This window comes from Streptomyces sp. NPDC091412 (assembly GCF_044756885.1).
Lineage (GTDB): Bacteria > Actinomycetota > Actinomycetes > Streptomycetales > Streptomycetaceae > Streptomyces.
The window spans coordinates 373333-386942 of sequence record NZ_JBIVTV010000003.1; the positions used below are offsets into that span (position 1 = coordinate 373333).

Annotated in this window: 11 protein-coding genes and 1 pseudogene; 6 read left to right on the forward strand and 6 right to left on the reverse strand. The window is 73.0% G+C overall.

Annotation, left to right across the window (positions count from 1 at the left end; all coding sequences use genetic code 11):
* Positions 1-544: 544 nt before the first annotated feature.
* Together ACIQMV_RS09770 and ACIQMV_RS09775 are read left to right on the forward strand one after the other, a co-directional pair.
* Positions 545-1783: an SAV2148 family HEPN domain-containing protein gene (locus ACIQMV_RS09770; RefSeq protein WP_401779010.1), complete on the forward strand. Its 1239-nt coding sequence runs from the start codon at positions 545-547 to the stop codon at positions 1781-1783.
* Between the two features lie 109 nt (positions 1784-1892).
* Entirely contained in the window at positions 1893-2615 is a 723-nt protein-coding gene (locus ACIQMV_RS09775) for a 3'-5' exonuclease (protein ID WP_402592226.1), read from the forward strand.
* 320 nt (positions 2616-2935) lie between these two features.
* Here ACIQMV_RS09775 and ACIQMV_RS09780 read toward each other — a convergent pair whose 3' ends face one another.
* Complete coding sequence (locus ACIQMV_RS09780; RefSeq protein WP_402592227.1) at positions 2936-3799, reverse strand: phosphotransferase enzyme family protein; 864 nt, start codon at positions 3797-3799, stop codon at positions 2936-2938.
* 145 nt (positions 3800-3944) lie between these two features.
* Between ACIQMV_RS09780 and mgt the strand changes: the two are divergent.
* Positions 3945-5184: pseudogene (mgt, locus tag ACIQMV_RS09785) on the forward strand (macrolide-inactivating glycosyltransferase).
* 20 nt (positions 5185-5204) lie between these two features.
* Here the strand turns inward: mgt and ACIQMV_RS09790 are convergent.
* Entirely contained in the window at positions 5205-7457 is a 2253-nt protein-coding gene (locus tag ACIQMV_RS09790) for an MMPL family transporter (RefSeq protein WP_402592228.1), read from the reverse strand.
* A gap of 259 nt (positions 7458-7716) precedes the next feature.
* On the opposite strand from ACIQMV_RS09790, the gene ACIQMV_RS09795 reads away from it, so the two are divergent.
* Positions 7717-8265, forward strand: coding sequence for a DUF1697 domain-containing protein (locus ACIQMV_RS09795; RefSeq protein WP_402592229.1), 549 nt, complete (start codon positions 7717-7719; stop codon positions 8263-8265).
* Between the two features lie 39 nt (positions 8266-8304).
* Here ACIQMV_RS09795 and ACIQMV_RS09800 read toward each other — a convergent pair whose 3' ends face one another.
* On the reverse strand, positions 8305-9132 hold the full coding sequence (locus ACIQMV_RS09800; protein WP_402592457.1) for an aldo/keto reductase: 828 nt from the start codon (positions 9130-9132) through the stop codon (positions 8305-8307).
* A gap of 67 nt (positions 9133-9199) precedes the next feature.
* Here ACIQMV_RS09800 and ACIQMV_RS09805 point away from each other — a divergent pair, with 67 nt between their 5' ends.
* Positions 9200-10291: a ketopantoate reductase family protein gene (locus ACIQMV_RS09805; protein WP_402592230.1), complete on the forward strand. Its 1092-nt coding sequence runs from the start codon at positions 9200-9202 to the stop codon at positions 10289-10291.
* A 43-nt stretch (positions 10292-10334) separates the two neighbouring features.
* A complete protein-coding gene (locus tag ACIQMV_RS09810) occupies positions 10335-10952 on the forward strand; it encodes a DsbA family protein (RefSeq protein ID WP_402592231.1) in 618 nt (205 codons plus the stop codon).
* 231 nt (positions 10953-11183) lie between these two features.
* Here ACIQMV_RS09810 and ACIQMV_RS09815 read toward each other — a convergent pair whose 3' ends face one another.
* The 3 genes from ACIQMV_RS09815 to ACIQMV_RS09825 are packed head-to-tail and all read right to left on the reverse strand — an operon-like array spanning position 11184 to position 13593.
* Complete coding sequence (locus ACIQMV_RS09815) at positions 11184-11930, reverse strand: sirohydrochlorin chelatase (RefSeq protein WP_402592232.1); 747 nt, start codon at positions 11928-11930, stop codon at positions 11184-11186.
* 6 nt (positions 11931-11936) lie between these two features.
* Positions 11937-12827: an ABC transporter permease gene (locus ACIQMV_RS09820; protein ID WP_402592233.1), complete on the reverse strand. Its 891-nt coding sequence runs from the start codon at positions 12825-12827 to the stop codon at positions 11937-11939.
* Positions 12814-13593 carry an ABC transporter ATP-binding protein gene (locus ACIQMV_RS09825; RefSeq protein WP_141357134.1) on the reverse strand — a complete coding sequence of 260 codons (780 nt, stop codon included), beginning with the start codon at positions 13591-13593 and terminating at the stop codon, positions 12814-12816. Before ACIQMV_RS09825 ends, ACIQMV_RS09820 begins: the two co-directional genes overlap by 14 nt.
* Positions 13594-13610: the final 17 nt, after the last annotated feature.

Consider the following 13610-nt stretch of genomic DNA (forward strand, 5'->3'; position numbering starts at 1 on the left):
GGAGGAGAGGGGACTCCTGGCTCGGGCCGCCCCCTGGAGCAGCGCTCCAGGAGGTCTGCGCCCTCGGCACCACCCGGGTCCGGACCTGCCCGGACGAGGATCACGCGGGCGGAGTCCGTCCTTCCGGTGCGATCGCCCCGATCGGCGGATGCCGGTACACGCGTTCGCTTTCGTCCGGCTCCGCCGGGCAGGCGGCCAGGGCGCTCCGCGCGCCGGAACCCGGATGCGGCAGCACTCCGCGCCGCTGCCGCAGGACGCGGTTCCTGCCCGGCGTGCCCGTGGGTCAACGGGCTGACCGGCCCTCACCCGGCGGGGTGGCGGGCACGGGGCGTACGGCGCCGCCCGGGACGCGGACGGCGGCCGGTGCCGGTCACCGGCTATGAATCAGCTCACTCGGCAGGCCCCGGCCCGTCGGAACGGGCAGATAGCGTGCGGAAGTTGAGAAAGGAGCTATGCATCCGGCTGCGTCGCGCGCCGCTCCCGGAGTACCCTTCCTTGATCGTTGGGACGGGGAGTGCCCGGGGGAGCGGAAGGCGGTGCACGGGTGGGCTCGGGAGGCCTGGAGCTGCCCCCTGGTGACGAGGGTCACGAGGGGCACTCCGCAGACGTCCCGTCCGGTGCGGTGTCCCTCGCCCGGCCGATGGACGCGGGTGCCATCGGGCCGGAGCTGGACTGGGACGCGGGCGCCTGGCGAGAGGTGCGCACGCGCGCCCAGCGGGCCGGCCGCGCCTACATCTGGCTGAACCTCGTCGAACAGCGGCTGCGCGCCGTCGTGGCCGCCGTGCTGCGCCCCGTCTACGAGCCCGTCCACGGCGACGACTGGGTGGTGGCCGCCGCCGGACCGGCCGGTCAGGAGTGGGTGCAGCGGGCCGTCGCGGTACGCGAAGTCAGCCGCCGCAAGGGCTACTTGCTCGACCCGGCCGACGACAACGTGATCAGCTTCCTCACCCTGCCGCAGCTGCGTGAGCTGGTGGTGCAGCACTGGCCGTGCTTCGCGCCCTACATAGACGAGCGCCGGGACGTCGAACTCGCCCTGGACGAGCTGGAGGTGACCCGCAACGTCGTCTCCCGCAACCGGGCCCTGTCCGAGACGGTGCTCAGTCAGGCCGAGCGGGCCTCCGCGCGACTGCTCGACATCCTCGGCACCGGCGGTGACGTGCCCTCCGCCCGGCGGCTCCCGGTCGACGCGGTCGAGGACCTCGTCGGCGACCGGTACGCGGACGTGGTCGCGGTGCACCCCGACCGGGTGCGGCTGCTGCGCCAGTTCCCGGCCGAGGACATCTTCGGCGGCGCCCGCCGCCTGGACGTCATCGGCATCGGTCTGAACCTGCTCGTGCAGAACTTCTCCGGCCGCCGCCTGGTGCGGCTCGCCGAGTCCGGCTGCCGGGTGCGGCTGCTGTTCCTGAACCCGGCCTCCAGCGCGGTGAAGCGGCGCGAGCGCGAACTCGGGCTCAAGCGCGGGGAGCTGAGCCGCTCGGTGGAGATGAACATCCTCCACATGCGCCGGGTGCGCGGCCGGCTGCGCGACCCGGGCGCCTTCGAGATCCAGGTCTACGACGAGACTCCCCGCGTCACCGCCTACCTGGTCGACGGCGACGGATCCGACGGCATCGCGGTCGTGCAGTCCTATCTGCGGCGCAGCCGTGGCATGGAGGCCCCCGTCTTCGTCCTGCGGAACGGGAACAAGGTGGTCAAACCCGGCGAGATCGACGAGGGCGGGCTCTTCTCCGCCTATCGCGAGGAGTTCGAGCTGATGTGGGTGGATTCGCGCCCGGTGTCCTGAAACGCCCTCAGTCCCCGGGCGGAAAGCGGAACGTGGTCCTCGGATTGTCAGTGGCGCGTGCGATCGTGGAGGCCACTGGGGGAACGCACCACCGAGAAGGGGGGCCGCCATGGGCTGGCACCGGGAGCTGCTGATCGGCTTCGACCTGGAGACGACCGGGACGGATCCGCGCGAGGCGCGCATCGTCACCGGGGCCGTGATCGAGGTCAGGGGAGGGGAGCCGGCGGGTCGCCGGGAGTGGCTGGCGGATCCCGGCGTGGAGATCCCGGCGGATGCGGTGGCGGTGCACGGGATCAGCAACGAACGCGCGGCCGCCGAGGGCGAGCCGGCCGACCGGGTCGCGGACGCCATCGCGGACGCCCTGACCGGTTACTGGAAGACGGGCGTGCCGGTCGTGGCGTACAACGCGGCCTTCGACCTGACCCTGCTCTCCGCCGAACTGCGCCGGTACGGACTGCCGTCCCTGAGCGACCGCCTGGGCGGAGCGGAGCCGGGCCCGGTCGTCGACCCGTACACCATCGACCGCTGGGCCGACCGCTACCGCCCGGGCAAGCGCACCCTGGAGGCGGTCTGTGCGGAGTACGGCGTCGTCCTGGACGCCGCCCACGACGCCTCGGCCGACGCCCTCGCGGCGGCCCGGCTGGCCGCCGCGATAGCCGGCCGCCACTCCAAGGTCGCGGCCCTCGGCCCGGCGGAGCTGCACCGCCGCCAGATCGAGTGGCACGCCGCCTGGGCGGCGGACTTCCAGGACTTCCTGCGCCGCAAGGGCGACCCGGACGCGGTGATCGACGGCGCATGGCCGCTGCGGCAACCGGCGGGCGAGACGATCTGAGCCCCGGGCGCCGGGGGCGCGGCCCGAGTGGCGGGCTTCGCCGTTCCGGTCACGCTCGTCGGGCTCGCGGGGCGGCTTCCGCTCGTCGCGGCGGGCCCGCCGGTCCGGCTGCCGGTCCGGTCACGGTTGCCGAGGGGTGCGGTCCGGGCGGCCGACTTGCCGGTTCGGCCGTGTTCGTCGGGCCCGCGGCGCGGCTCCGGTTCGGCGCGGTCGGCTTGCCTGGTCGGCCACGGTCGTCGTGCCCGCGGACGGGTTTCCGCTCGTCCCGCGCCGGCCGCTGCTGCCGCTTCGGCGACGGATCCCGAGCCGGGGAGGAAAGGTCAGAACGGGTACCAGCGCACGGTGGTGTCGCCGTCCCGCAGGGACGCCACCCGGCGCTCGAACTCGGCCAGTGCCTTGGGGTTGCTGGGGGCGTGCTGGGCGACCCAGGCGCAGCTGGCCGTCTCGCGGGCGCCGCGCAGCACCGGGCAGCCCTCCCACTCGCGTACGTCCCAGCCGTACGTCCCGGTGAAGGCGTCGTACGCCTCGGCGGGCAGGCCGTAGCGGTCCCGGGACAGGGCCATGACCACCAGATCGTGCTCGCGCAGGTCGGAGGAGAAGGTCTCCAGGTCGACCAGGACCGGCCCGTCCGGACCGATGTGCACATTGCGCGGCAGCGCGTCGCCGTGGATCGGGCCCGGCGGCAGCTGCGGGGTGAGCGCGGCGGCGGCCGTCGCGAAGCCGTCGCGGCGCTCCCGCAGATAGGCCCCGTCGGCCGGGTCGATCGAGTCGCCCGCGAGCCGCAGCCAGCGTTCCACGCCGCCGAGCAGTTCGCGGCGCGGCAGCTCGAAGCCGGGGGCGGGCAGGGCGTGGACCAGGCGCAGCAGTTCGGCGAGGTCCCGCGGCTCGGCGGGCCGCACCGGATCGGGCAGCCGGTGCCACACGGTCACCGGATGCCCCTCGGCGAGGATCGCCTCCGCGGCGGCGGCCCGCACCGCGGGGACACCGGCCTCGGCCAGCCACAGCGCGATCCGCAGCTCGCGCCGCGCCCGGTCCCACAGCTCGGCGTCCCGGCCCACCTTGACGACGAGGTCCCCGGCGGCGAACACCGCGTTCTCGCCCAGGGCGAGCAGCCGCGCGTCACGTGCCGGACCGGGCAACACCCCCGTCACGGCCAGTACCTCCCGAGCCCGCGCCTCGTCCATCGTCCGCCTCCGTGTCCTCGTCCGGGCCCCGGCAACCGCGCCGGGGCCCCGCCCTTTTCGCCGGGTCAGTGTCGCATCCGCACAGGTCGGGACCGGTGTCCGGTGTCCCGGGCGGTGCGATCCGTCCGCAGGTGCCGAAACCGCGTTGCACGAGACGTATCGTCTCGCCTAGGGTCCGGGACATGCCCACTCGTACCCACATCGCCATGTTCTCCGTCGCCGCCCACGGACACGTGAACCCGAGCCTCGAAGTGATCCGGGAACTCGTCGCACGCGGACACCGGGTGACGTACGCCATCCCGCCCGTCTTCGCGGACAAGGTCGCCGAGACCGGCGCGGAGGTGAGGCCCTGGAACTCCACGCTGCCCTCGCCCGACGACGACCCCTCCGCCTGGGGAAGCACCCTGCTCGACAACGTCGAGCCGTTCCTGAACGACGCGATCCAGGCCCTGCCCCAGCTGATCGAGGCCTACCGGGGCGACGAGCCGGACCTCGTCCTGCACGACATCACCTCCTACCCGGCCCGCGTCCTCGCCCACCGCTGGGGCGTGCCCGCGATCTCCCTCTCGCCGAACCTCGTGGCCTGGGAGGGCTACGAGGAGGAGGTCGCCGAACCGCTGTGGGCCGAGCCCCGGAAGACCGAGCGGGGCCGTGCCTACTACGCCCGCTTCGAGGCGTGGCTCGCGGAGAACGGGATCACCCAGCACCCGGACCCGTTCGCCGGCCGCCCCGACCGCTCGATCGTCCTGATCCCCCGCGCGCTGCAACCCCATGCCGACCGGGTCGACGAGAAGGTCCACAGCTTCGTCGGCGCCTGCCAGGGCGACCGCTCGGCGCAGGGTGACTGGGAGCGGCCCGCCGGGGCCGAGAAGGTGGTGCTCGTCTCGCTCGGCTCCGCCTTCACCAAACAGCCCGCCTTCTACCGCGAGTGCGTCGAGGCCTTCGGCGAGCTGCCGGGCTGGCACACGGTGCTCCAGGTCGGCAAGCACGTGCGTCAGGACGAACTCGGCGTCGTTCCCGCGAACGTCGAAGTGCGCTCCTGGGTGCCGCAGTTGGCGATCCTGCGCCAGGCCGACCTGTTCGTCACGCACGCCGGGGCCGGGGGCAGCCAGGAGGGCCTGGCCACCGGGACGCCGATGATCGCCGTACCGCAGGCCGTCGACCAGTTCGGCAACGCGGACATGCTCCAGGGCCTCGGCGTGGCCCGCCGCCTCGCCACGGAGGAGGCGACCGCCGAGACCCTGCGTGCCACCGCCCTCGCCCTCGTCGGCGACCCCGAGGTGGCGCGGCGGCTGAAGGACGTCCAGGCCGCCATGGCCCAGGAAGGCGGCACCCGGCGGGCGGCCGACCTCATCGAGGCCGAACTGCCCGCCGGGAGAAGGTGACACGCGCCGCCCGCTGAGGCTCACACTCCCAGTGGCTCGCCCTTGCTCGGAGCAGGAGGGGCGGGCGGGGCCGCGACCGCCTCCGGGGTCTCGTCGTGGGTGAGGTCCGGCAGGCGGTGCAGCCACTTGGGCAGGTACCAGTTGCGTTCGCCCAGCAGGGACATCACCGCGGGCAGCAGCACACCGCGGATGACCGTGGCGTCGATGAGCACCGCGGCCGCCAGGCCCACGCCCATCTGCTTCATCGACTGCATGGACAGCGTCCCGAAGATCGCGAACACGGCGACCATGATGACCGCGGCGCTGGTGACGACACCCGCCGTGGTGACCACACCGTGCTGGATGGCGTCCTTCGTGCTCCGGCCGCGCAGCCGCGCCTCACGGATCCGGGAGACCACGAAGACGTGGTAGTCCATCGACAGGCCGAACAGGATCACGAACAGGAACAGCGGCAGCCAGGTGACGATCGCGCCGACGCCGTGGGCGCCCACCAGGGACGCGCCCCAGCCGTGCTGGAAGACCGCGACGAGGATGCCGTAGGCGGCGCCCACGGACAGCAGGTTCAGCACGATCGAGGTGATCGCGACGGTCAGCGAGCGGAACGACAGCAGCATCAGCAGGAAGGCGAAGACCACGACGAAGACGAAGACCGGCACGACGGAGCCGACGAGCTGGGCGTTGAAGTCGTGCGAGCCGGCGACCTGGCCGGTGATCGGCGCCTGGAGGCCGTCGACCTTGCCCAGCGTGGCGGGCCGCACCTCGTCACGCAGCTTCTCCAGGCTCCTGCCCGCCTTGTCGAGGTCCGAGCCGCCGACCAGCGGGACGGAGACGAGGGCGACGTTCCGGTCCTCGTGCAGCCTGATGTCGACCGGGCCGCGCGAGGCGCCCGAGGCGATGGCCCGCTCCTTGAACGCGGTCAACGCCTGCCGCACCTCGGGGGCGTTGACGTCCTCGGCCTTCACGACCACCTGGGCGGGCTGGGAGCCGCCGGGGAAGGCCTCGTTGAGCCGCTTGTAGGTCTGCACGATGGGCAGCGAGTCGCCGAACTCCTGGTCCAGCGTGAGCTGCGAGGTCTTCATGCCCAGTGCCGGAGCCGCGACGGCGAGCAGCGCGCCCGCGGCCACCGCGGCCGACACCACGGGCCGGGCCAGCACACGCCGCAGCACGGCCGTCCAGAACCTGCTCTCCCCGTTGCCGCGCCGTCCGCGCCGCAGGAACGGCATACGCCCCTTCTCGACCCGCTCGCCCAGCAGCGACAGCAGCGCCGGCAGCACGGTCACCGAGCCCACCATGGCGACGGCCACCACCATCAGCGAGGCCAGGCCCATCGCCTCGAACTCGGCGACCCCGGTGAACAGCATGCCCGCCATCGCCACGCACACCGTGACGCCGGAGACGATGATCGCGCGCCCGCTGGTCGCGGCGGCGATGCGCAGCGCGGTCCCCGGATCCCGCCCGGCCTCCCGCTCCTCGCGCTCGCGGCGCAGGTAGAACAGGCAGTAGTCGACGCCGACCGCCATGCCGACCAGCAGCATCACGGAGTTGGCGGTGTCGCTCATCGGCTGAAGATGGCTGACGATGCCCATCAGGCCCATCGTCGCCATGATCGCGGTGATCGCCAGCGCCACCGGAAGCAGCGCGGCCACCAGCGCGCCGAAGGCGATCAGCAGAATGCCGAGGGCCACGGGCACGGCGGAGAACTCGGCCTGCTTGAAGTCGTCCCCGAAGGCGTCGGAGTACTGCTTCTGCATGCTGGCGCCGCCGATCTCCTCGATCCGCAGCGAGGAGTGGTCCTTCTGGACGTTCGCCACGGCCTGGAGCACCGGCTCCACCCGCTCGCCCGCGGTGTCCGCCTCGCCGCGCAGCGCGAACTGCACCAGCGCGCTGCGGCCGTCCCCGGAGATGGTCCTCGTGTCGTACGGCGAGGTCACGTCCGTGACCAGACCGGTTCCCTCGACGGCCGTGATCACGTCGCCGACGGCCGCCCGGAAGCCGGCGTCCGTCGCCTTGCCGGAGCCGTCCTTCGCCTGGATCAGAACGGTCTCGCTCGCCGGTTCCTTGATCCCCGCGTCCTCGATGATCTTCGCCGCGGTGTGTGTCTCGCCCTTGAGCTGGTCGCTCTCCTTGACGTCCAGCCGGCCGGCCGCCGAGCCGAGCCCCATCGCCAGGACGACGAACAGCACCCAGACACCGACGGCAGCCCATCGATGCCGGGCGCTCCAGCCGCCGGCCCGCGCGGCGAGGCCCCGCACCCGTGTCTCTCCGTTGACCATGACGGGCTTGCCCCTTCGTGAAAGGCCCTGCGGACCTCGTGCGCGGCGACGGCCCCCTGCCGTCGCCCTCCGCATCGAAGGTAGGGGCGGGGGGATGCCCCGCTCGTCGTGCTGACCGGTGAAGTGCGCCCGCCGGGGCTCCTCCTGCCGGACCCCGCTTCCTCCGCACTGGGGAGTACGCCGACCCCCTACACCTATCCCGGCTTCTCGGGGGCGCGGATCAGGGTGCCCGTTCCGCCGGCCGCTCTATCGTGGGCGGATGACGACGTACGCCGCGCTGCTGCGCGGAATCAACGTGGGCGCCAAGAAGGTCCCGATGGCCGAGCTGCGCACCCTGGTGGCGGAGCTCGGCCACACCCGCGTGCGCACACATCTCCAGAGCGGCCAGGCCGTCTTCGCCGCCGGTCACGGCGACGAGGAGTCGCTGGCAGCGGAGTTCACGGCGGCGCTGGAGAAGCGGTTCGGCTTCCCGGTGGACGTGATCGTGCGCGACCACGCCTATCTGCGGGCGGTCGCCGAGGCCTGCCCGTTCCCGGCCGCGGAACTGGAGGGCCGGCAGCTGCACGTGACCTATTTCTCCGCGCCCGTCGAGGCGGAGCGCTACGCGGAGATCGACCGGGACGCCTACCTGCCCGAGGAGTTCCGCCTCGGCGACCGGGCCCTGTACCTGTACGTGCCGGACGGGCTCGGCCGTTCCAAGCTCGCCGAGCACCTGTCCAGAAAGCGGCTGAACAAGGGCCTGATCGCCACCAGCCGGAACTGGAACACGGTGCTCAAACTCGTCGAGCTGACCGCCCCGGACGCCTGACCCGGGCGGACGCGATCGACGCGATCGGGGCGGGCGCGCTCACCCGAGAGCGGCCAGCAGGGACAGCTCGGCGGCGCGGAGGGACACGCCGCCCGCGTCCAGGTTCTCCTCCAGGTGCGCGAGCGTGCCCGTGCCCGGTGCCGGGCAGAGCACGGGGGAGCGGTGCAGCAGCCACGCCAGGGCCACTTGCCCCGGTGTGGTGCCGTGCGCGGCGGCGACCCGGGCGCACTCCGGGTGCCCGGTCAACGTGCCGTTGCCCAGGGGGAACCACGGCAGGAACGCGATCCCGCGCTCCTCGCACAGCTCCAGCAGCGGCTCGGACGCGCGGTCGAGGAGGTTGTAGCGGTTCTGGACGGAGGCGATGGAGGTCGACTCCAGTGCCGCGGCGAGCTGTTCGGCGGAGACGGTGTCCAGGCCGATGTGGCGGATCTTGCCCTCCTTGCGCAACTCGACGAGCGTGCCGAGCTGTTCGGCCATCGGCACGGAGGGATCGAGCCGGTGCAGCTGGTACAGGTCGATCCGCTCCAGCCGCAGCCGGCGCAGGCTCGCCTCACACATCGCCCGCAGTGCCTCCGGCCGCCCGTCGACGTGCCAGGCGCTGTCGCTGGTGCGGACCACCCCGCCCTTGGTGGCGATCACCAGGTCCTCGGGGTAGGGGTGCAGGGCCTCGGCCACCAGTTCCTCGGCGACGCACGGCCCGTAGTTGTCCGCGGTGTCGATCAGGGTCACCCCGCGCTCGACCGCCCGCCGCAGCACGGCCACCGCGTCCCGGGCGTCGCCGCGCGGGCCCCAGTAGCCGGGCCCGGTGAGCTGCGCGGTGCCGTAGCCGAGGCGCCGCATGGGCAGGTCGCCGCCGAGCGTGAACATCTCCGGGATCACAGGGTCTCCTCGGTCGTCCGGTGAAGCGTACGGATGGCTGTGGGAGGCTCGTCCCATGCGCTACATCATCATCGGGGCAGGGGCGGTCGGCGGCGCCATCGGGGGGCGGCTGGCTCAGAGCGGGCGCGAGGTCGTGCTGGTCGCGCGCGGAGCGCACCTCGCGGCGCTGCGGGAGGGCGGGCTGCGGCTGACGGTGCCGGAGGGCGAGCTGACGTACCGGCTGCCCGCCGTGGACGAGCCCGAGGCGCTCGGCGAACTGCGCGCCGACGACGTGCTCGTGCTTGCCGTCAAGACACAGGACACCGAGGCGGCGCTGGCGGTCTGGGGCCCGGCGCCGGTCGCGAGCGGCGGCACGGCCGAGCGGACGCTGCCGCTGCTGTGCGCGCAGAACGGGGTGGAGGGACAGCGGCTCGCCCTGCGCCGCTTCCGGCACGTGTACGGCGTCTGCGTCTGGCTGCCCGCGACCCACGTCGAACCCGGTGCTGTCTCGGCGGCCGGCACCCCGCTCACGGGCCTGCTGCACCTGGGCCGCTACCCGCGCGGCACCGACGACACCCTGCGGCGTGTCTCCGCCGACCTGGAGTCGGCGCGCTTCGAGGCGCCGGTCGTGCCGGACGTGAGCCGCTGGCAGTACGCCAAGCTGCTCGGCAACCTCGCCAACGCGATCGAGGCGGTCAGCGGCCCGCTGGACAACGAGGAGACGCGGGCCCTGTACGCGAGGGTGCGCGCCGAGGGCGAGGCGGTGCTCGCCGCCGCCGGCATCCCGTGGGCGAGCGCCGAGGAGCAGCAGAAAGTCCGCGGCGACAAGATCACCCTGGTGCCGCTGCCCGGCGCTCCGCGTGGCGGCGGCTCCTCCTGGCAGTCCCTCGTGCGCGGTACCGGCTCCATCGAGGCAGACCACCTCAACGGGGAGATCGTGCTCCTGGGCCGGTTGCACGGCGTACCGGCACCGCTGAACGAACTGCTCCAGCACCTGGCCGGCACCTTCGCGCGAGAGCGCCGGGCGCCCGGCTCGCTGCCGCCGGCGGAACTGGTGCGGCTGGCTGACGCGGTGGATCCGGCGGACCGAGGGGGGTGGGCGGGCCGGACGGACGCGCTGGAGCAGGTGGACCCGGCGGGCCAGGTGGCCCACGAAAAGACCTCCTGATTGGACCGCGATCCTGTGCCAATCGCGCACTAGCGTCGACGGCATGACCCCTGACTCGCCGACCCGCGTCGACTTCTTCTTCGACCCCGCCTGCCCCTTCGCCTGGATCACCTCCCGCTGGCTGCTGGAGGTGGAACGCGAGCGTCCGCTCGACCTCGGGTTCCGCGTCATGAGCCTGTACCTGCACAACACCGGCAACGAACTGCCCGACTGGTACCGGGAACTGGTCGACAAGTCGATCGGCCCGGTGCGCGTCGCGGTGGCCGCCGCCGAGCGGCACGGCGAGAAGGTGCTGCGGGACCTGTACACCGCGTTCGGCGTCCGCATCCACGAGCGCGGGGAGGAGGACTTCGACTCCGTGGTCGCGGCGTCCCTGGCCGAACTCGGACTCGACCAGGACCTCGCGGCGGCCGCCCACGACCCGTCCTACGACGAGGCGGTACGGCACAGTCACGAGGCAGGCGCCGAGCCGGACACGGGCGTGTATGTGGGCACGCCCACCATTCATGTGGACGGAACGGTGTGGTTCGGCCCGGTGCTGCGGGCCATCCCGCGCGGGGCCGAGGCGGCCGAACTGTTCGACGCCTTCCGGGTCCTGGCGACCCGGCCGGACTTCTTCGAGCTCAAGCGGACCCGCACCGGATCACTCCGCTTCGACTGAGCCGCGACCGACCCGGCCGTGCACCGGACGCGCATCCCTCGGCGCCCGGCTTGGGCTGGAAGATCCACATTCGGATCCTCGCCCGTCGTACGGCAGTGACACGTGCGCACCGCCGCACGCTGAACTGAACGACACCACCGCTCGCCGATCATCGGCGGCCGGTGGTCGGACCGTCCGCGGACCGGCACCACGGGGGAGTGCCGGGCCGCGGCCGGAACGGGCGCCCGCCCGTCAGGCTCCCAGGGCCGCGGACAGCGGCAGCCGGGCGGCGTCGTAGCGCTCCAGCAGGACCCGGGCCACCTCCGGCGCCGGGCCGAGCACCCCGGCCAGCACGTCGGCCCCGGCCTCGGCCGCGCCCCGAGCGATACGGTCCGGCAGGAAACCCGGTGCCAGCACGTACGGCGCGACCGCGACCTCGGCGCAGCCCAGCTCCCGCAGTTCCCGCACCGCGTCCTCGGTGCGGGGCAGGGATGCGGAGGCGAACGCAGGCCGCACGGCGCACCAGCCGGTGTGCCGCCACTCCCGCGCGATTTCTGCGATCACTGCGATCGCCTCCGGGTCGGAGGACCCCGCCGAGGCCAGCACGACCCCGGTCGAGGACTTGTCGGCGGGGTCGAGACCCGCCTCGTACAGACGACGTTCCAGGGCGTCCGTCAGCAGCGGTGAGGGGCCGAGGACCTTCGCCTGCCGGATCCGCAGTCGCGACGGCGCCCGGCGCAGCACCGAGGGGATGTCCGCCTTGGCGTGGAAGGCGCGGGTCAGCAGCAGCGGCAGCGCCACCACGTCCCGCACCCCGTCGGCCGCCAGGGACTCCAGCACGCCCGGCACGGACGGAATGGTGAAGTCCAGGAAGCCCGTCTCCACGCGCAGCCCGGGGCGCAGCGTCCGGACTCGGCGGACCAGGGCGTGCACGGTCGCGGCATGGCGCGGATCGCGGCTGCCGTGGGCGACGACGAGGAGAACAGGCTGGGAGATCACGGGCGTTCAGCTCTTCACGAGAAGACCGCGGCTGCGCAGCACCCACTGCTCCAGCGGACTGAAGATCAGCAGGTCGATGGCGATGCCGACGAACAGGATCAGGATGATGGCCTCGAACACCATGGCCATGGAGCTGGCGTTGCGGCCGTTCTCCAGCAGCGCGCCCAGGCCGATGCCCAGGTCCGGCGAGGAGGCGATGATCTCCGCCGCCATCAGCGAGCGCCAGGAGAACGCCCAGCCCTGCTTCAGACCGGCCAGATAGCCCGGCAGCGCGGCCGGCAGGACGATGTGCCAGGCGCCCCGGACACCCGTCGCGCCCATCGTGCGGCCCGCCCGCAGGAACAGCGGTGGCACCTGGTCGATGCCGGACACCAGGCCGTTGGCGATGGACGGGACCGCGCCGAGCAGGATCACCGCGTACATCATCGAGTTGTCCAGGCCCAGCCAGATCACCGCCGGCGGCACCCACGCCACCGACGGCAGCGACTGGAGACCGGACAGGATCGGGCCGATGGCCGCCCGCACGAACTTCACCCGGGCCACCAGCAGGCCCAGCGGGGTGCCGATCGCCAGCGCGAACAGGAAGCCCAGCAGACCGCGCGAGACGGACGTCCAGATGAAGCCGAGCAGCTTGCCCTGCAACCAGGCGTCCTTGAACTCGGCGCCCACGTCGGCGGGAGAGGGCAGCCTGCTCGGGTCGCCGACCACCTTGAGGGAGATCAGCGCCTGCCAGGCCACCAGGACCACCGCGATCGCCACGACCGGTGGCAGGACCTTGTTGACCAGGGTCTGGCGCAGCGGCGTACGGCCGGCCGCCGTGGTCTCCAGGGCGTCGAGACCGGCCTCCACGTCGGCCAGTTCGCCGCCCCGCGCCGTCTTCGTCTCAGTGCTGGCCATGTCGGCGGATCTCCCCACGCAGGACTTCGGTGATCTCCAGGGACAGTTCCGCCACGGGCGCGTCCTCGATGCGGCGCGGCTGCGGGATGTCCACCGTCCACTCGCGGGCCACCCGGCCCGGACGGGAGGACAGCAGCACCACGCGCTGGGCCAGTCGCACCGCCTCGCGCACGTTGTGCGTGACGAACAGCACCGACACCCCGGTCTGCTGCCAGATCCGGGTCAGCTCGTCGTGCAGGACGTCCCGCGTGATGGCGTCCAGCGCCGCGAACGGCTCGTCCATCAGCAGCAGGTTGCTCTCCTGGGCCAGCGCGCGGGCCATCGCCACGCGCTGGCGCATACCGCCGGACAGTTCGTGGACGCGCTTGCCGTACGCGCCCTTCAGCCGGACGAGTTCGAGCAGCTCCTCGGCCCGGCCGCGCCGCTCCGGCTTCGCCACCCCCCGCAGCCTGAGGGCGAGTTCGATGTTCTTGCCCGCGGTCAGCCAGGGGAAGAGGGCGTGCTCCTGGAACATCAGGGCGGGGCGGCCGTCCGTCGTGATGGACCCGGCGGTCGGCCGGTCCAGCCCCGCCACCAGGTTCAGCAGGGTGGACTTGCCGCAGCCCGAGGCCCCCAGGAGGGTGACGAACTCGCCCGGAGCGACATCGAGGCTGATGCCGTCCAGGACGAGCTGCTGCCCGCCCGGTGCCGCGAAGGACTTCGAGACGTTCTCGAGGCGGGCCGCGTGCTCTACGGTCTCGGCGGCCCTGGCAAGGGTCGTGGCCATGGTCGTCACCTCCTGGG

Excerpts from the sequence above, each read along its gene's own strand:
- ACIQMV_RS09820 (WP_402592233.1), bottom strand. The coding sequence starts at position 12,827 with ATGGCCAGCACTGAGACGAAGACGGCGCGGGGCGGCGAACTGGCCGAC.
- ACIQMV_RS09825 (WP_141357134.1), bottom strand. The coding sequence starts at position 13,593 with ATGGCCACGACCCTTGCCAGGGCCGCCGAGACCGTAGAGCACGCGGCC.
- ACIQMV_RS09810 (WP_402592231.1), top strand. The coding sequence starts at position 10,335 with ATGACCCCTGACTCGCCGACCCGCGTCGACTTCTTCTTCGACCCCGCC.
- ACIQMV_RS09805 (WP_402592230.1), top strand. The coding sequence starts at position 9,200 with ATGCGCTACATCATCATCGGGGCAGGGGCGGTCGGCGGCGCCATCGGG.
- ACIQMV_RS09790 (WP_402592228.1), bottom strand. The coding sequence starts at position 7,457 with ATGGTCAACGGAGAGACACGGGTGCGGGGCCTCGCCGCGCGGGCCGGC.
- ACIQMV_RS09775 (WP_402592226.1), top strand. The coding sequence starts at position 1,893 with ATGGGCTGGCACCGGGAGCTGCTGATCGGCTTCGACCTGGAGACGACC.
- ACIQMV_RS09780 (WP_402592227.1), bottom strand. The coding sequence starts at position 3,799 with ATGGACGAGGCGCGGGCTCGGGAGGTACTGGCCGTGACGGGGGTGTTG.
- ACIQMV_RS09800 (WP_402592457.1), bottom strand. The coding sequence starts at position 9,132 with ATGTTCACGCTCGGCGGCGACCTGCCCATGCGGCGCCTCGGCTACGGC.
- ACIQMV_RS09795 (WP_402592229.1), top strand. The coding sequence starts at position 7,717 with ATGACGACGTACGCCGCGCTGCTGCGCGGAATCAACGTGGGCGCCAAG.